14 protein-coding genes are annotated in these 17,699 nt (G+C 72.6%); 6 read left to right on the top strand and 8 right to left on the bottom strand.

The features are described from left to right. Nucleotides 1–4 precede the first annotated feature (4 nt). Both AB0J40_RS04035 and AB0J40_RS04030 read right to left on the bottom strand, forming a co-directional pair. Nucleotides 5–1,279 carry a serine hydrolase domain-containing protein gene (locus AB0J40_RS04035; protein ID WP_364447149.1) on the bottom strand — a complete coding sequence of 425 codons (1,275 nt, stop codon included), beginning with the start codon at nucleotides 1,277–1,279 and terminating at the stop codon, nucleotides 5–7. Between the two features lie 1,007 nt (nucleotides 1,280–2,286). Next, nucleotides 2,287–2,550 (bottom strand): hypothetical protein, encoded by a 264-nt coding sequence (locus AB0J40_RS04030; RefSeq protein ID WP_364447146.1) that lies wholly within the window; start codon nucleotides 2,548–2,550, stop codon nucleotides 2,287–2,289. A 370-nt stretch (nucleotides 2,551–2,920) separates the two neighbouring features. On the opposite strand from AB0J40_RS04030, the gene AB0J40_RS04025 reads away from it, so the two are divergent. The 4 genes from AB0J40_RS04025 to AB0J40_RS04010 all read left to right on the top strand — a co-directional run bounded on the left by AB0J40_RS04025 (nucleotide 2,921) and on the right by AB0J40_RS04010 (nucleotide 6,521). Continuing rightward, nucleotides 2,921–3,880 carry a helix-turn-helix domain-containing protein gene (locus AB0J40_RS04025; protein ID WP_364447143.1) on the top strand — a complete coding sequence of 320 codons (960 nt, stop codon included), beginning with the start codon at nucleotides 2,921–2,923 and terminating at the stop codon, nucleotides 3,878–3,880. Between the two features lie 76 nt (nucleotides 3,881–3,956). After that, nucleotides 3,957–4,949: a carbon-nitrogen hydrolase family protein gene (locus AB0J40_RS04020; protein ID WP_364447140.1), complete on the top strand. Its 993-nt coding sequence runs from the start codon at nucleotides 3,957–3,959 to the stop codon at nucleotides 4,947–4,949. 5 nt (nucleotides 4,950–4,954) lie between these two features. Beyond that, nucleotides 4,955–5,965, top strand: a complete 1,011-nt coding sequence (locus AB0J40_RS04015) for a phenylacetaldoxime dehydratase family protein (protein WP_364447137.1) — start codon at nucleotides 4,955–4,957, stop codon at nucleotides 5,963–5,965. A 4-nt stretch (nucleotides 5,966–5,969) separates the two neighbouring features. Further along, complete coding sequence (locus tag AB0J40_RS04010) at nucleotides 5,970–6,521, top strand: isochorismatase family cysteine hydrolase (RefSeq protein WP_364447134.1); 552 nt, start codon at nucleotides 5,970–5,972, stop codon at nucleotides 6,519–6,521. On the opposite strand, the gene AB0J40_RS04005 is transcribed toward AB0J40_RS04010, so the two are convergent. From AB0J40_RS04005 to AB0J40_RS03985, 5 genes are read right to left on the bottom strand one after another with little or no spacing between them, the layout of a single operon-like run. Continuing rightward, nucleotides 6,515–8,098 carry a gamma-glutamyltransferase gene (locus AB0J40_RS04005; protein ID WP_364447132.1) on the bottom strand — a complete coding sequence of 528 codons (1,584 nt, stop codon included), beginning with the start codon at nucleotides 8,096–8,098 and terminating at the stop codon, nucleotides 6,515–6,517. The two genes, AB0J40_RS04010 and AB0J40_RS04005, sit on opposite strands and share 7 nt — an antisense overlap. Beyond that, nucleotides 8,098–9,432, bottom strand: coding sequence for an MFS transporter (locus tag AB0J40_RS04000; RefSeq protein WP_364447130.1), 1,335 nt, complete (start codon nucleotides 9,430–9,432; stop codon nucleotides 8,098–8,100). The genes AB0J40_RS04005 and AB0J40_RS04000 overlap by 1 nt, the downstream gene beginning before the upstream one ends. A 13-nt stretch (nucleotides 9,433–9,445) precedes the next feature. Then, a complete protein-coding gene (locus AB0J40_RS03995) occupies nucleotides 9,446–10,543 on the bottom strand; it encodes an FAD-binding oxidoreductase (RefSeq protein WP_364447127.1) in 1,098 nt (365 codons plus the stop codon). Next, nucleotides 10,540–12,180, bottom strand: coding sequence for a hydantoinase B/oxoprolinase family protein (locus AB0J40_RS03990; protein WP_364447124.1), 1,641 nt, complete (start codon nucleotides 12,178–12,180; stop codon nucleotides 10,540–10,542). The genes AB0J40_RS03995 and AB0J40_RS03990 overlap by 4 nt, the downstream gene beginning before the upstream one ends. Nucleotides 12,181–12,194: 14 nt before the next feature. Next, the gene (locus AB0J40_RS03985) at nucleotides 12,195–14,243 is read right to left on the bottom strand and encodes a hydantoinase/oxoprolinase family protein (RefSeq protein WP_364447121.1); all 2,049 of its coding nucleotides are present in this window, start codon (nucleotides 14,241–14,243) and stop codon (nucleotides 12,195–12,197) included. 126 nt (nucleotides 14,244–14,369) lie between these two features. On the opposite strand from AB0J40_RS03985, the gene AB0J40_RS03980 reads away from it, so the two are divergent. Beyond that, nucleotides 14,370–15,419, top strand: coding sequence for a LacI family DNA-binding transcriptional regulator (locus AB0J40_RS03980; protein ID WP_364447119.1), 1,050 nt, complete (start codon nucleotides 14,370–14,372; stop codon nucleotides 15,417–15,419). A gap of 4 nt (nucleotides 15,420–15,423) precedes the next feature. Here the strand turns inward: AB0J40_RS03980 and AB0J40_RS03975 are convergent, their stop codons facing one another. Continuing rightward, nucleotides 15,424–16,725, bottom strand: coding sequence for an MFS transporter (locus AB0J40_RS03975; RefSeq protein ID WP_364447116.1), 1,302 nt, complete (start codon nucleotides 16,723–16,725; stop codon nucleotides 15,424–15,426). A 118-nt stretch (nucleotides 16,726–16,843) separates the two neighbouring features. Between AB0J40_RS03975 and AB0J40_RS03970 the strand changes: the two genes are divergently transcribed. Next, nucleotides 16,844–17,695 (top strand): PaaX family transcriptional regulator C-terminal domain-containing protein, encoded by an 852-nt coding sequence (locus AB0J40_RS03970; RefSeq protein ID WP_364447113.1) that lies wholly within the window; start codon nucleotides 16,844–16,846, stop codon nucleotides 17,693–17,695. Nucleotides 17,696–17,699: the final 4 nt, after the last annotated feature.

Raw genomic sequence — 17,699 nt, 5'->3', positions numbered from 1 at the left:
TGCGTCAGCGGCGCCCGGCCAGGCGGCCGCCGATTTCGACCGCGGCCGAGGCGCCGGGCTCGCCGCGGAACCGGCCGCACGGGGTGACCCGGCCGGTCGCCGGATCGCGGACGGTGAACGTCCGGTCGTCGTGGAGCACCAGCTCGGGGAACACCTCACCGTCGACGACGAGGCGGTCGGCCGTGATCACGTAGTCGATGGACCCGTTGCGGTACGTGCCGAAGTCGCCGGGCGGCACCGGCACCACGCGCGTCGTTTCCGCTGCCCGAGCGGCGCGGGAGGGGACGTCGATGCCGAGTTCGGCGAGCTCGCCGGCCAGCGCGTGCCACAGGTCCGCCCCGGTGGTGCCGTTGGTGGTGAGGGCGACCACGCAGGCGCCGGCCTGGTCGATCCGCAGGTGGCAGGAGGTGCCGTCGGCGGTGCCGTCGTGCCCGAGCCAGCCGTTGTCGGGGTCGCCGAAGCAGGCGATGCCGAGCCCCCAGCCGTCGGCCAGGCCGAACGGCTCGGCGGCCGGGACGCGCCGGTGCATGTCGGCCGCGGTGACGACGTCGAGCAGGCCCGGCTTCCCGAGGTGGACCCGGCCGAGCGTGACGAGGTCGGCGGCGCTCATCGCGAGCGCTCCGGCGGGGTCGAGCATCGGCGGCAGGATCTGCTCGACCGGGCGGTCGCCGGCGTGCCCGGACACGACACCCGGGTCGTCGACGAAGACGGTCTGGATCCCCAGCGGGCGCAGGACGATCGCCTGGGCGGCCTCGCGCCAGCCCATCCCGGTCACCGCCTCGATCACCTCGCCGACCAGCGCGTAGCCGAGGTTCGAGTACGAGAAGGCGGTCCCGGGTGGACAGACGGGCGCGGCGGCGCGCACTTCCTTCAGCACCGAGCCGGCGAGGTCGGCCGGGTCGGACGGGAGACCGCTGGTGTGGCTCAGCAGCCGCCGGGTGGTCAGCCCGGCGGGCAGCCCGGAGACCCCCAGGACGTCGCCGACGGGTTCGTCCAGGTCGAGGTCGTCGTCCGCGACGAGCACCATCGCGAGCGTCGCGGTGACCAGCTTGGTGATCGAGCCGACCGGGACCGCGGAAGCGGCGAGCATCGCCCCGGCTTTGCCGTGCTGCCGGACCCCGGCCCGCACCACGGCGGCTTCGTCACCCTGCCACACCGCGAGCTGCGCCCCCGGCACCCGGAACCGGCGGACGAGCCCCGCGAGGAGCGCGTCCAGCCGGGCCGCCGGCACCGGCCGGGTGCCCGCCCGCCGGTCGAGGACATCTCTGTCGGACTGCATATGAGCGAACCTTTCGAGCTTCGTGTCGGCGGCGCCGTGAATTGCGCGCACCCACCGTTTGCGTCCCCCGTCAGCCTGCGACTTCCCGCCCGGCTGGAACACTTACGCTGCCAAGCGCACCGTGATCGTCAGTACCGCCAATAGTGGGATTCGATCGGCGCCCGATCCGCATTCACGAACACTCCCCGTCGCGACATTACCGACACTATTCCAGAACGTGAACGAGCGACGACCGAACCGGATACCGCAATCGGGCAGCACGAATCCGCGCCACGACATTCGGCGCGCCGACCAGCCGGACTGTCCGTTCGCCCCGTCTCCCTCCGCCACTCCGGCCGCGAGCTCCGCGCTTCCCGGTACCTGCGGCCGTTCCGCCGCCGATGCAGGCTTCCCACCGCAATCCGGTCTCAAACGCACGGATCGCAGACCGGGGCCGGCCAAGCGGAGCCCATTGCGAAAAGGATCATCACCACATTCTTGGTCACCGCCGGGAACTGCGGAAACGATCCACTCGATCAGCTCGGTAAACCGGACCGGCCTGGTGCGCGCACGTGCATTCTCGTGTGCAGTGAACACATGTCGACATCTGTGCCACCGGGTTCCAGAATGCGAGAAATACCATTTTTACGATCACACGATTGACCTGTAACGAAATCCGGCCCCGCTTTTTCCCGACTTTCGGCCCTTACGGAGCCGGTCACGGCGGGCATGTCGGACACGCGTGCTGCCGAGTCAAGTCGTTTCACGTGGTGGGCCGGCGAACCGGCGCGCGGAATACCGCACCGCTATCGGGACCACGGCTCGAGGCGGCGGCGAACACATGCGGAAGAGGCCATTCCGTTTCGAACCGAAGGGAATCGGAAGACCGAGAGGGAAGAGGGCGCGGTCGCTACTCCTGGCCACCGCGCCGGCCGGGTCGCCGGACGCGAAGCGGTTCCGGTTCCGCAGCAAGTCCGGCTACCCGCGGGTGGGGTTGACCCGCCCGCGGCCGCACTGATCCGGGGCGGTCAGGGCCGGTAGGTGCAGATGGCGCCGATGCTGTTGTGCTGTTCGACGACCGTCTTGCCGTCGACGGTGATCTTGCACGTGTTGTCCTTGGCGCCCAGCTTGAAGTCGACCGGGGTGGCGGTGACCGAGGTGAACACCAGCTCGTCCATCGTCAGCGTCTGGGTCCAGGTCTTGCCCTTCTCCAGGACCTCCTGGGAGTTGGCGCTGAACCCGCTGCTCCACTGCAGGTTGGACTTCGCCGCCGTCGTGACCTCCAGGACCACCGTGTGCTTGGCGGGCGTGGCCGCGGTCGGGGCCGCCGCGGCGGGGGACGGCGGTGATGGCCAGCCCCTTGTTGCTCGCCTGGCCCCGGTTCGCCCGCAGCGTCCCGACGATGCCGAAGACCAGGCCGAGCACGAAGCCGGCCGTGCCGAGGCCGTTCTTGCTCTGGTTCGGAACCGGCATCGGCGGCGACGGCGGCATGGGGTTAGGACACGGTTGCCTCGACCACTCTCGGAAATGATCATTTCCGCAGGTCGCGGTGGTCGGCGACTCTCTCACCGCCGTTACCAAGGGTGAGAAATTGAAACTTCAAGTTCACTCGGAAGGACTAAGCGGTGGTGTCCTCGACGTGCCGCGGCGCATCATGACGCCGTGGACGGCGAGGCGCCCCTGGGGCCCGCCGACGTCTGGTCGACGTCGGCGGTCGCCGCCGCGCGCGCCTTCGAGTACTGGCGGGACCTCATCTGCGACACCTTCGTCCAGCTCTCCGCGACGCCCACCACACCCGGCCCGTTCGACGGCAAGCTGGTCCACGCCGACCTCGGGTCCTTCGAAATGACGACCGTGCACGCCGGCGGCCAGCGGGTGCGCCGCACTCCGCGGCTGATCGCGCGCGCCGGTGAGGAGTACCTGCTCGCCAGCATCCAGACCCGGGGCCGCGGCCGGATCGAGCAGGACGGCCGGGTCGCGGAACTCGTTCCCGGCGAGATGGCCCTCTACGACAGCACCCGCCCGTACACGCTCCACTTCGACGCCGCCTTCGAGCAGGTCGTCGTGCAGGTGCCGCTGCGGGACATGCTCGCCGAGACCGGGCTGCGGGACGCGCGGGGCGTCACCGCGACGAAACTCGGCGCGCGGAGCACCGCCGGGGTCGTCGCCCAGTTCTTCCACGGTCTCGCGCGGCTCCAGCAGGCCGACCCGCTCGGCGCCGCCGCCCTCGCGACGCAGGGCCGCGGGCTGATGGCGGCCGCGCTCACCCTCTCCGCCGGCCGGGCACCGCGCGGCGACGCCCTGACCCGACGGCGCGTCCAGGCGTTCCTGCACGCCCGGCACGCCGATCCCGGCCTCACCGTCGACGACGTCGCCCACGCGTTCCTCGTCTCGAGGCGGACGCTCTACCGGCTGTTCGACGGCGGTCCCGACGGGGTGAGCGCGCAGCTGCGGCGCATCCGGGTGGAGCACGCGAAGTCGTTGCTGCGCGCCGATCGCGGCCGCCCGCTCGGGTCGATCGCGACCGCGTGCGGGTTCGCCGGGGAGCGCCAGTTCTACCGGGTGTTCCGCGCCGAGACCGGCCAGACGCCCGGGCAGTTCCGCGGCACGTCCGGTCAGTGAGGCGGCACGCGCTGTCGGTCCGGGCCGCGGGTGGCCGTCCGATCCTGGGTGCACCCACGAACCCAGGAGGCCGGGCATGACCGAGCAGGTGCGCGTCGCCGTTGTCCAAGCGGAACCGAAGTGGCTGGACCTGGCCGCGGGGGTCGACCAGGTCGTCGGCCTGATCGCCGGCGCCGCGGCCGGCGGGGCCCGGCTGATCGCGTTCCCGGAGACCTTCCTGCCGGGCTACCCGTGGTGGATCTGGCTCGGCTCGCCCGCCTGGGGCATGCGGTTCGTGCCCGGCTACAGCGAAAACTCGATGACCCGCGACGGCGCCGAGATGACGCGGATCGCGGCCGCCGCGGCCGAGCACGGCGTGCACGTCGTCCTCGGCTTCAGCGAACGGTCGGGCGGCAGCCTGTACATGGCGCAGGCCTTCGTCGACGACACCGGCCGCGTGCTGTCGGTCCGCCGCAAGCTCAAGCCGACGCACGTCGAGCGCGCGGTGTTCGGCGAGGGCGACGGCAGCGACCTCCAGGTGCACGACACGAAGCTGGGCCGCCTCGGCGGGCTGAACTGCTGGGAGCACTTCCAGCCGCTGACCAAGTACACGATGTACAGCCTGGGCGAGCAGATCCACGTCGGCTCGTGGCCGAGCTTCTCGGTGTACCGCGGCGGCGCCCAGGCGCTCGGTCCCGAGGTCAACACCGCGGCGAGCCTGGTGTACGCCGTGGAAGGCCAGACCTTCGTGCTCGCGCCGTGCGGGGTGGTCGGCGACGCGGCCCAGGAGGTGTTCTGCGACGACGACACGAAGAAGCAGCTGCTGCTCAAGGGCGGCGGGTTCGCGCGGGTCTACGGGCCCGAGGGCAGCGAGCTGGCGGCACCGTTGGCCGAGACCGAGGAGGGATTGCTGTTCGCGGACCTGGACTTCTCGCTGATCGCGATCGCCAAGTCCGCGGCGGACCCGGTGGGCCACTACTCGCGCCCGGACGTGTTCCGCCTGCAGGTCAACCTCGCGCCGACGCCCCGGATCGTCCACAGTGGAGCGCCGGAGTTCGAGGACGTCGACCTCGTCCCCGAAGGGGCGTGACGGGCGTGGAGTCCGCGATCCCGGCCCACCTGACGGTCGAGCGCGGCAGGCCGCGGCGCAAATCCGCGACGTTCCGGCCGCCCTACCCGTCGTTCTCGGCGCGGTTCGACCCTTCGGTGCGGCAGGTCGTCATGGCGTACTTCGGGGTGCAGCACGCGTCGCCGGAGCCGCCGCCGGTCGCCGAGGCGGCGCTGGCGCGCCTGGCGGACACGCCGGGTGGGGCGCACCGCGAACGCGCGCGGTACGTCGACGAGGCCGGCTACCACACGACCGTGGAAATCCGGTACTGGACGGATCCGGCGGGCTTCGCGTCGTGGCCGGACTTCTGGACCGCCGGCCCGGCGCACCCGGACGCCGGGTTCTTCCTCGAGGTCGTGCGGCCGACGGTGCACCGGTTCGAGACGCTGTTCTCCAACGACCGCGTCGAAGGCATCGCCGTCGCCGCCGAAGAGCTGAGCGGGGAGATCCGGGAGCACGGCTACTGGGGCGGCGTCCGGGACCGGCTGCCCCTGGCCCAGACCGACGACCTGGTTCCGTCCGGCGCGGTGTCGGCGCACTCGGACGGCGACCGGGTGACGGTGGTCCCCCACGGCAACCTGTGCCTGATCCGCTCGGGCCAGGAGTGGACCGAAACCGACGGCGACGAGCGCCGGATGTACCTCGAGGACGTCGAACCCGTGCTGCGCGCGGGCATGGAGTTCCTCCGCGACGACGGGCTCCGGGTCGGCTGCTACGCGAACCGCTACCTGCGGGTGCTGGCCGAAGACGGCGGCGAGGCGGACAAGACGTTCGGCATGAGCTGGTGGCGCGGCCTCGAGGACCTCGAAACCTGGGCCGAGTCCCACCCGACCCACGTGGCGATCTTCCGGGCGGCGCTGAAGTACCTGTCGGCGCTGGGCCCGGCCGCCCGGCTGCGCCTGTACCACGAGGTCACCGTCGCCGAGCAGGACCAGACCCGGTTCGAGTACCTGGGCTGCCACCCCGGGACGGGGCTGCTGCGCGCCCTGGGAAGCTGACCGCATGAGCACTGCACTGATCGTCGGAGACCTCCAGCGGGGCATCACGGACCGGTTCGCGTTCACGCGGCAGGTGGTGGCGCCGGTGACCGGGCTGCTGCCCCGGGCACGCGCCGCCGGGGCGCTGGTGGTGCACGTCCAGACGGCGTTCCGCGTCAACCGCGCGGACCTGCCCCCGGGCGACGCCCTCTTCGAGTCCTTCTTCGAGGCGGGAGACGTCTTCCACGAGGGCTCGCCCGGCATCGAGCCCGCCCTGCCGGTGCTGCCCGAGGACGTCGTCGTGCGCAAGCGCCGGGCGAGCGCGTTCGCGGGCACGGACTTGGACCTGGTGCTCCGGGCCCGCGGCGTGGACACGGTGACCATCACGGGCGTGGCCACGAGCGCGATGGTCGCGGCGACGGCTTACGACGCCGCCGACCGCGGCTACCGCGTGGCCGTCCTGGCCGACGGCTGCGCCGACGAGGACGCGGGCGTCCACGAGTTCTTCATGGACCGGGTCTTCCCGAGCCGGGGCTTCGCCGTCGGGACCTGCGCCGGCTGGGAGCCGGGTCAGTAGCCCTCGGCGGCCCCAGTGCGCCGCGGGTCCGCGCACGAGCGGAGCAACCCCGTCTCCGGCTGCAGGGTCACGCCCTCGAAGTTCCCCGTCAGCGAGTGCCACGGCCCGAGGTCCTTCAACCACAACCCGCGCTCGGCGCAGCGAGCCCGGAACTCCCGCTCGACCGGTTCCGCGAACCCGTGCTCCAGCGTCACCCCGGGCAGCCACCCCGCCGAGGGCTCGTGCGGGCGGACGCCGAACCTCGGCGCCGCCACCGAGTCCGCTATGGACAGTCCGAAGTCGACGACGTTGACCAAGTTCTGCAGCACGCAAGCGACGAGCGAAACCGACGGCGATCCCGAAGCCAGCACCGGAACACCGTCCCGCAGCACCAGGTTCGGTGCCAGGTAGACGGTCGCACGCTCGCCGGGTTGTGGCATCCCGCGCTGGAAGAACGAGCCGCCGCCGGACAGCTGGCAGCCTTCCGCGTACAGGCCGTTCACCCATGGGGACGCCATGTGCGAATGGGTCACCGAGGCGATGTTGCGGTCCGCGTCGACCACCGTGACGTGGATCGTGCCCGGGGTGGGCACCGCCGTCACCGGCGGCCGCCGGCCGAGGCGGTGCATCCGCCGCTCCGCGTAGTCCTTCGACAGCAACGTTCCCACGTCCGCCGAGGCGGTGCGCGGTGGGGCGTAGTACACCTCGTTGTGCACCGCCGTCAGCAGGTCCAGCGTTTCGGCGGACTCCCACGCCGGACCCCACGCGCGCAGGTCGGTGAGCTCCAGCATGTTCAGCGCCTCGATCAGCTGGCAGCCGCCGTCGTCCGGGGGTGCGGAGGCGATGATCTCCATGTCGCGGTAGGTGCCGCGCAGCGGTTCGCACCACCGGGGCTCGTACCCCGCGAAGTCCGCCGGGGTGACGACTCCCCCGCCCCGGCGGCACTCCGCGCCGAACGCCGTGGCGAAGCCGCCGAGGTAGTAGTCCAGGTCCTCGTCCCGCAGCCGTTCCAGCGTGCGCGCGAGCCGCTCCTGCCGGAGCGTGCCGCCGGGCGGGACCAGGCTGCCGCCGGGCAGGAACATCTCCCGCGACTGCTCGTGGGCGCCCAGTTCGGCGCGGTGGGCGTACATCTCGCCGAACAGGTAGGGGTTGACCGGGAACCCCTCGCGGGCCACCTGGATCGCCGTGCGCAGCAGCCGTTCCCGCGGCAGCGCGCCGAACCGTTCGTGCGCCGCCCGGAACGCGGGCCACCAGCCGGGCACCGGCACGCCCCGGCCGGTGGTCAGGTCCGCGCCCGTGAACCCGGGCAGCGGGGCGAGCGGCGCGGCGACGTTGCCGTTGAGGTAGCTCGCCCGCCCGTCCCAGTACAGCAGTTCCAGGCCGCCGGTCAGGGCCGTCATGTGCGGTTCGACGACCAGCTGCGTCGCCGCGGCGGCCAGCGCGGCGTCGGCCGCCGTCCCGCCCTCGCGCAGCACCTCGACGCCCGCGCGCACCGCGATCGGGTGGGACGTCACGACCATGCCGCGCGCAGCCTCGACCGGCTCCTTGCGCCCGTAGTGCGCCTGCCGCGCGAGCACGTCGACGGTCCCGGCGTCCATCAGGCCCCCGCGAGCGACTGGCGCCGCTGCTCGTCGACCGCCGCGGGCATCGCGAACAGCGCCACCAGGATCGACACCACGCAGACGCCGGTCATGTACCAGCCGAAGGTCGCGTTCGTCCCGGTCAGGCCGAACAGCCACACCGCGATCAGGCCGGCCGTCGAGCCCAGCGCCGTCGTGCCGATGTTGTAGTTCAGCGCCGACGCGCTCGCCCGCACCTCCGCCGGGAAGCTCATCACGTAGGCCGTCGTCAGCGGCGCGCCGACGAAGTTGTTGATGAACGTGAACGCCACCACCGCGACCACCGCCAGCAGGAGCGACCCCGAGCCGATGGCCAGGAACGTCGGGACGGTCAGCAGCACGAACAGCCCGTAGCCGACGACGAGCGGGATGCGCGCGCCGTAGCGGTCGGCGAGCTTGCCGCCCCAGATCGCCGGGATCGGGCCGACGGCGTAGGTCAGGATCGAGGCCAGCAGCGCGTTGGACTCGGCGAACCCGGCCTTCACCATCGCGGTGACGAAGTAGGCCTGGATCACGAACGACCCGACCCGCTGGCCGGCGCCCAGGCCGATCGCGCGCAGCATCGCGCCCCAGTGCTCGCGCACCGCGGTGCGGAACGGCTTCTGCTTGACCTTGCTGCGCTCGGCGAGCTCGGCCATCTCCTGGAACTGCGGGGTCTCCTCGACGTGCCGCCGGATGTAGATGCCGATCAGCGCCATCGGGATCGCCAGCAGGAACGGGATCCGCCAGCCCCAGCTGTTGAACGTCTCCGCCGGCATCGCCGTGATCACCAGGTAGGACACCAGGGTCGCCAGCAGCGGACCGACCGAAGTGGACGCCACGCTGAGCCCGGCGAGGTAGTTGCGGCGGTTGCCGCGCTCGTGCTCGAAGATGAAGTTCGCCGCCGTCGTGTACTCGACGCTGGCCCCGATCCCTTGCAGGATCCGGCAGAACAGCAGCACGATCGGGGCGGCGATGCCGATCGCGGCGTAGGTGGGCAGCAGGCCGATGCCCGCGGTGCCCACGCTCATCACGGCGATGGTGAGCAGCAGGACGAACCGCCGTCCTCTCAGGTCGGCGAGCGGCCCGAGGAACATCGCCGCCAGCGGCCGCAGCGCGTAGGAGAGCACGACGCCGGCGTAGGTCGACAGCAGCCCGGCCGTCGTGTCCCCGGCGGGGAAGAACTGCCGGGAGATGATCACGGCGAGGGTGCCGTAGAGGCCGAAGTCGTAGTACTCCACGACGTTGCCGAGCATCGCGGACAGGAGCACCCGCCGCCGGGACCGCAGGTCCGCCCCGGGCTCCGTCGTCCGGTGCACATCGTTACTGGTCACGGGTTCTCCTCGGTCAGGGCCGGAACCGGTCCGGGCGGAACGGCTCGAGCATCGGGTGCCGGGCACCGGTGCGGATTTCGTGGGACAGCAGTTCCCCGGCGATGAGCCCGAGCGTGGCGCCGGAGTGGGTGAAGCCGACGAAGCAGCCGGGGACCTCGGCGAGCTCGCCGAAGACCGGTTCGCCGTCGCCGGGAACCGGTTTGCGGCCGAGCTTCCAGGACGCCGCGGTCAGCTCGACGTCCCCGGCCAGGAGCGCCGCGGCCTCGGCGACCAGCTCCTTCACGACCGACTCGTCGATCGCGAACTCGCCGTCCGCGGTCTCGGAAATCCGGTCCTCGTACCAGGAGTGGTCCAGCGCCAGCGCGCCGCCGGGGTGCGGGCGCAGCGCGACGCGCGGGGTGTTCAGCACGCTCTTCACCCGCTGCCCGGCCGGTTCGGTCAGCACCAGCATGGCGGGCGGCGAGGCGTCCGGGATGTGCACGCCGAGCTCCGCGACGACCGCGGAGGTCGCCGCGCCGCACGCCAGGACGACGACGTCCGCGTCGAACCGGCGGCCGCCGTCGGTGACGACACCGGTGGCCCGGCCGCCCTCGACGACGACGTGGGCCCGCCCGGCCCCGGTGACGATCCGACCGGTGAGCTCGGCGGCGAGGTGCTCGATCAGGTGCGGCAGCGAAACCCAGCCCTCGCCCGGGTTGTGCACCGCGGGACCGGCGACGGCCTCCGCGGTGATCCCCGGCTCCCGGTCCGCCGCCTCGGCCGGGGTGAGGAGGTGGGACTCGTAGCCGTGCGCGATCTCGGCCCGGTGCCGTTCCGCCACTGTGGACCCGGTGGCCCAGTGCAGCCCGCCGTCGAAGCGCAGCCAGTCCCGGCCGGGATCGGCGGCGAAGAGCGTGCGGTAGCGGTCGATCCCGGCGACGCGGAGTGCGTGGTAGGCCGCGGATCGCGACCCGGCCGAGTTGAGCCAGGCCAGCGACCGCCCGGACGCGCCGTCCGCGAGCTCGCCCTCGGTCACCAGCACGACGTCGGCACCGTCGCGCCGCAGGTGGGCGGCGGTCGACACGCCGAGCACGCCCCCGCCCACCACGACGACCCGCTTGTCCGTGGTCATCGGTTCGACTCCCCTTCCAGATAGATCTCGCGGGCGCGCTCGGCGGAGATCCGGCCCTCGGCGACGTCGCGGCGCACCCGCTCCGGGTCGCGTTCGGACGGTGGTCCGTAGCCGCCCGCTCCCGCCGTCAGGATCGACACGCGATCGCCGGGCTGCAGCCGCGTATAACCGTGCGAAATCGGTTGCGCCCCTTCGGATAGCTCCACACCCGCCGACGCCCCCGGTCCGCCGCCGAACAGGCCCCACGGCCGGCTGCGCTGCCGCGAGGTGTCGAGCCAGAAGTGGACGTCGGAGTCCTCGACGCGGACCGTGCGCCGGATGCCCATCCCGCCGCGGGTGCGGCCGTCGCCGCCGGAGCCGTCGATGAGCGCGTACTCCTCGACCACCAGCGGGTACTCGGTCTCCAGGGCCTCGACCGGCAGGTTGCTGGTGTTGGTCATGTGCACCTGGACGCCGTCCAGGCCGTCCTTGCCGAGCCGGGCGCCGCAGCCGCCGCCGATCGTCTCCAGGTACACGAAGTACCGGCCGGTGCGGGAATCGACGCCGGAGAAGTGGACGCCGGTGTTGGCGCCGTTGCTCGCCGCGGTCACCGTCTCCGGCACGGCTTCGGCGAGCGCGCCGTGGATGAGGTCGACCACGCGCTGGCACGTTTCGCTGCGGCCGTTGACGGCGGCGGGCTCGGCGCAGTTGAGCACCGACGCCTCCGGCGCGGTGATGGTCACCGGCCGGTGCAGGCCGGCGTTGGCGATGATGTCCGGGTCCACCAGCGTCTTCAGCGAGTAGTAGACGGCGGCGTACAACGCCGTCCAGACCACGTTGACGCTCGCCCGCACCTGCGGCGGCGCGGTGAAGGCGAACGCGACCTCGTCGCCGCGCACGGTCACCGTGACGCCCAGGGTGAGTTCGTCGTCCAGTTCCGGGCAGTCGAAGCGGTCGGTGAACTCGTACACCCCGTCCGGCACCTTCGCGATGGCCGCGCGCGTCCGGCGTTCGGTGTAGTCCAGCAGCGCCTCCCCCGCGGCGACGAGGGTCTCCCGGCCGTACCGCCCGGCCAGCTCGGTGTACCGCGTGACGGCCAGCCGGTTGGCCGCGATCTGCGCCCGCAGGTCGGCCCGCCGCTCGTGCGGGACCTGGCAGTTGAGCAGGATCAGCTCGAACAGGTCCTGCTGCAGCTCGCCGCGGCGCAGCAGCCGCACCGGCGGGATGCGCAGGCCCTCCTGGAAGATGTGCGCGTGGCCGCGGTCGCCGAAGTCGGCGTGGTGCGCCAGGTTCGCGACCCACGCGGTGATCTCGCCGTCGAGGAACACCGGCGAAACCAGCACGATGTCCGGCAGGTGCGAACCGCCGCCGGTGAAGGGGTCGTTGCCGATGAAGGTGTCGCCTTCGTCGATCGTCCCGGCCGGGTACCGGCGGGTGATCTCGTCGACGACGCCCATCAGCGAACCGAGGTGCAGCGGCGAGCCGCCTTCGTCCTGCGCCAGCATCCGGCCCGCCGCGTCGAACACCGAAGCCGTGCAGTCACGGCGTTCCTTGATGTTCGTCGAGTAGGCGGCGCGCACCAGCGTCTCGCCCATCTCCTCCACGATGGACGACAGCGCGGAGCCGATCACCTCGATCAGCACGGGGTCCTGCGTCATGCGCTCCTCCTGGTTCATCGGCCGACCGCCACCACGAGGTTGCGGAGGCCGTCGACGGTCGCGACGTCGCCGGGCAGCAGCAGCGTGGTCGTGTCCATCTGCTCGATCACCGCCGGGCCCTCGACGCGGTGGCCGGGTTCGAGCCGGGCGCGGTCGTAGACCGGGCAGGGGGTGAACCCGCCGCTTTCCGGCAGGTAGACGTCCCGGGTGGCGCGCACGGCCGCGGCCGGGTCGGCGTCCCCGAGCGGCGCGCGGTGCAGCTCCGCCCGCGCGACCTCGCCGATCGCGCGCAGCCGGAAGGTGACGATCTGCACCTCCTCTTCGTGCGCCGAGTAGCCGTAGAGGCGTTCGTGCTCGGCGGCGAACAGCTTGGCCAGCTGGGCGACGGTCCCCGCGGTCACGCGGCCGTCGGGCACCTGGACCGGGAGTTCGTAGTTCTGGCCCGCGTACCGCATCTCCACCCACCGTTCGAGCCGGCGGCGCTCGGCGGGCACGTTCTCCTCGGCCAGCCAGGCTTCGGCGGCTTCGGTCAGTTCGGCGAACGCGTCCGCGACCGCTCGTTCCCCCGCCAGGCCCGTCATCCGGGTGCGCACGAAGTCCGCCCGGATGTCGGTCATCAGCAGGCCGGCGGCGCACTGCGCGCCCGGGGTCTCGGGGACCAGCACCGTGCGCATCCCGAGTTCCCTGGCCAGCCGGACCGCGTGCAGCGGGCCGGCCCCGCCGAAGGGCACCAGCGCGTAGTCGCGGGGGTCGTAGCCGCGCTGCACCGAGATGACCCGGATCGCGCGTGCCATGTTCGCGGTGATCACCCGGACGATGCCCTGCGCGGCGTCGAGCACGCTCATGCCGAGCGGATCGGCCACAGTGGACACCGCGCGGGCGGCCGCTGCGGCGTCGATCTTCATCTGCCCGTCCAGCAGGTGTTCGGGGTTCAGCACGCGCAGCACGACATTGGCGTCGGTGACCGTCGGCTCGGTGCCGCGCCCGTAGCACGCCGGCCCGGGGTCCGCGCCGGCGCTGCCCGGCCCGACCTTGAGCGCGCCGCCGGCGTCGATCCACGCGATCGAACCGCCGCCGGCGCCCACGGTGTGGATGTCGAGCATCGGCGCCCGGACCGGCCGGCCGTCGATCTCGGTGCCGTTGGCGATCTTCGGGACGCCGTCGCGCACCAGCGAGACGTCCGACGACGTACCGCCGACGTCGAAGGTGATGATGTCCGGGTAGCCCGCGGCGCGCGCGATCTCCGCCGCGCCGACGACGCCGGTGCTGGGTCCGGACAGGACCATGCGCGAGGGCATCCGCTCGGCCGCCTCGAACGGGATGATGCCGCCGTTGGACTGGGTCACGTACGGCGTCGCCGCCAGCCCGAGCCCGGCGAGCGTGCCGCGCAGCCGCGCGAGGTAGCGGGAGACGACCGGCCCGAGGTAGGCGTTGATGACCACTGTGGACAGCCGCTCGTACTCGCGGAACTCCGGGAGCACCGCCGAGGACACCGAAACGTGCACGCCGGGCAGTTCCTCGGCGAGGATCCCGGCCACGACCCGCTCGTGTTCCGGGTGCACGAAGCTGTAGAGCAGGCAGACCGCCACCGCCTCGACCCGCTGCTCCCGCAGCCGCCGCGCGAGCGCGCGGACCTGGGCCGGATCGATGGCCTTCTCGATCCGGCCGTCGTGCCGGACGCGCTCGTCGACGTCGAGCCGCAGGTCGCGGGGTACCAGCGGGGCGGGCTTGTCGGCCTGCAGGTCGTAGAGCGAAGGCCGCCGGCCGCGCCCGAGCTCCAGCAGGTCGCGGAAGCCCGCGGTGGTGAGCAGCCCGGTGCGGGCGCCGCGGTGCGTGAGCAGCGCGTTAGTGCCGACCGTGGTGCCGTGGGCGAAGTAGCCGACTTCGCCGAGGCCGCGGCCGCCGAGGTCGTCGAGCAGCCGCGACACGCCGGTCACGATCGCCCGGCCCGGGTCGTCGGGCGTGCTGGAGACCTTGCGGACGTGGAGCCTGCCGGTCCGCTCGTCGAGGGCGCAGACGTCGGTGAACGTGCCACCGGTGTCGACGCCGATCCGGAGTGTCATGTGCGGGACCTCGCCAGGGTAGTGAGAACGTTCTCGGTAAGCGGTCGATGAGAAGGTTCTCAGGCGGGAGTACGCTCGTCAAGACATCGCCGGAAAAGGGCGCGCGGAGCAGGGGGAGGCCGGGACGTGACAGGCAACGGACCGTCGCTGATCGACGTGGCCCGCGCGGCCGGCGTGGCCACGGCGACCGCCGGGCGGGCGCTCGGCGGGTACGGGCAGGTCAGCGCCCGCACCCGGGAACGGGTCCTGGCGGCCGCGGCGGAGCTGGGCTACCGCACGAACGGGCTGGCGCGCAGCATGATCACCGGCAGCACGCAGACGATCGGCGTGGTGGTCACCGACGTGGCGAACCCCTTCTTCGCGACGGCCCTGCGCGGCATCACCGACGTCACCCACCCGGCCGGCTTCGAGGTGCTGCTGGCCAACACCGGCGGCGACCTCGACGCCGAACGGCGGGCGATCACGGTCATGTCGGAGAAGCGGGTCGACGGGGTGATCGTCGCGGCGGCCCAGCCCGGCGAAGGCGCGCACCTCAAGAACGCGATCGGCGCCGGGGTGCCGGTGGTGCTGATCGACCGGCTGGTGCGCGGCGTGCCGGAGGCCGACACGGTGACGATCGACAACGAGCGGGCCGCGGCCGAGGCCGTCGCGCACCTGCTCGAGCTGGGCCACCGGCGGATCGGCGTGATCACCGAGGCGGGCGCGCCCGTCCGCGGTCCGCGCCGGCGCGGCCTGTTCCCCAGCGCCGTCCGCCTGCGCGGCTACGCCGACGCCCTCCGCGAGGCGGGCATCGAGCCCGACGAGGCACTGATCGGCGTGGCCCGCTACGACCGCGAGTCGGCTTACGACGCGACGCTCCGGCTGCTCGCGACGCCGGAGCCGCCGACGGCGGTGCTGTGCACGGACAACGTCCTCGCCACCGGCGCCTACCGCGCGGCCCAGGACCGCGGCCTGCGGATGCCGGAGGAGCTGTCCCTGATCGGCTTCGACGACGAGCCGTGGACGACGCTGGTCCGGCCGGAGCTCACGGTCGTCGAGCAGCCGACCTACGAGCTGGGCACCCGCGCGGGGCAGCAGCTGCTGGACCGGATCGCGGACGGGTCCGGAACGCGCCGGCCCCACCACGTGGAGCTGCGCGCGAAGCTCGTCGCGCGCGGCTCGACGCTCCCCCGCTGAGTCCTCAGCGTTCCGCCTTCACCGCAGGCACCTCCGCCGGCTCCGCGAGGTCGGCCCGGTGGCTCTCCCGCAGGATCAGCACGCACGCCACCGTGACCAGGCAGCACCCCGCGATCACCGCCGAGATCACGCCCGTCCCCGCGCCGGCGATCGAGGCGAACACCACCGGGCCGAGGCCCGCGCCGAGACCCGCGATCTGGTACCCCAGCGACGCTCCCGTGTAGCGGGTGCGCGTCGAGAACAGCTCGGTGTACAGCGCCGCGAGCGGCCCGTACATCGCCGGGTGCGCCACCGACTGGCCCAGCACCACCGCCAGCGTCAGCAGCGCCGCGTTGCCGGTGTCGATCAGCGGGAACAGCAGGAAGGCGACCACGCCGGTGGCCAGCGCTCCCGCGATGACGACCGGACGGCGCCCGATCCGGTCGGACAGCGCCGAGTAGCCGATGATGGCGACCACCGCGCCGACCGAGGACACCGTGATCGCGTTGAGCACGGTCTGGCGCGAGAACCCCGCGTGCACGGCGTAGGAAAGGACGTACGTCGTGAGCGTGCCCTGCGCGACGAACGCGCCGAACCCCACGCCGATCGCCAGCAGCAGGTTCTTCGGGTGGCGGCGCAGGACCTCCAGCAGCGGCGCGCCGGAGCGCTCTCCGGCGGCGGCGAACACCGGCGTCTCGTCGACCTTCAAGCGGATGAACAGGCCGATCGCGAGCAGCACGACGCTGAGCAGGAACGGCACGCGCCAGCCCCACGCGAGGAACTGCGCGTCGGTGGTCACCGCGCCCATCAGCGTCAGCAGCAGCGTCGAGACCACCATCCCGCTGGGTGCCCCGGCGTTGGTGAAGCTCGCCCACAGCCCGCGGCGGCTGGTCGCGTGCTCGGCCGACATCAGCACGGCGCCACCCCACTCGCCGCCGACCGCGATGCCCTGCAGCACCCGCAGGACGACCAGCAGGACCGGCGCCCACCCGCCGATCTGGGCGTAGGTCGGCAGGACGCCGATCAGCGTGCTCGCGACGCCCATCATCGTCATCGTGATGACGAGCATCCGCTTGCGCCCCAGCCGGTCGCCGAAGTGCCCGAAGATGATCCCGCCGATCGGCCGCGCCAGGTAGCCGGTGGTGAACGTGCCGAGGCTGGCGATCGTGCCGAGCACCGGGTCGAGGTTGGAGAAGAAGACCTTGGTGAACACCACGGCCGACGCCGTGGCGTAGAGCAGGAAGTCGTAGTACTCGATCACGCTGCCGAAGTAGCTGGAGAGCACCGCGCGGCGCAGTTGCGCCCGCGAGCGGAGGTTTTCTGCCATCGCGTCCTGCCTCGTCGCCGACCGCGCGTGACCCGCGTCACGCCGCGACGAACGTTAAGCACTTTGGTGACCACCGTCAAGACATTGCCCAATATCGGGCGGGGCCTATGCTCGCGCCGTGAGCGATCTGGCCGTCTCCGCCGCCGAGGGCATCGGCGCCGACACCCCGCGTCCGCAGACGCTGCTGCTCACGTTCTTCGGCGGCCACCTCCTCGACCGCGGGATCCACGTCGCCACCGCGAGCGTGCTCGACGTGCTCGACCGCGTCGGCGTCTCCGAGCACGCCACCCGGTCGACGCTGAGCCGGATGGCCCGGCGCGGCCTGCTCCACCGGGTGCGCCGCGGGCGGCACGTCTACGTCGGCCTCACCGAGCGGTCGCGGGCGATCCTGCACGACGGCGAGCGGCGCATCTGGCGGGCCGGGGCGGTCAACCGGCAGTGGGACGGCACCTGGACGCTGCTCGGGTTCTCGATGCCCGAGTCGTGGCAGCGCCAGCGGCACGCCCTGCGCTCCCGGCTGCTGTGGGCCGGCTTCGGCAGCCTGCAGGGCGGCCTGTGGATCGCACCGGGCGAGGTCGACCCGGTCCCGCTGCTCGACGGCCTCGGCGCCGACGGTCACGTCAAGGTCTTCCAGGCTCGCGCGCTGCCGCCGACCGAGGTCGCCGGGATCGTCCGGGAGGCGTGGGACATCGACCGCGTGGCCGGGCACTACCGGGCGTTCCTGGCCCGCTGGCAGGACCCGGCGGCCCAGGCACCGGACAGCCTCGCCCGCGACCTGCTCCTGGAGTCCGACTGGCTGCAGACCATCCGCACCGACCCGCGGCTGCCGCGGGAGCACCTGCCGGCGGACTGGCCGGCCGAACCGGCCCAGGAGCTGTTCTACGCCTTGAGCAGCGAACTGCGGCTTGCGGCCCGCGCCATCACCGCCGACCTGCTCGACTCGATCACCGACGAGCAGGCCGACGGCTGACGGC

This window comes from Amycolatopsis sp. NPDC049691, assembly GCF_040675005.1.
GTDB lineage: Bacteria > Actinomycetota > Actinomycetes > Mycobacteriales > Pseudonocardiaceae > Amycolatopsis.
Note: the sequence above shows the minus strand (reverse complement) of the source record. Positions and strands in the feature narration are given on the sequence as shown.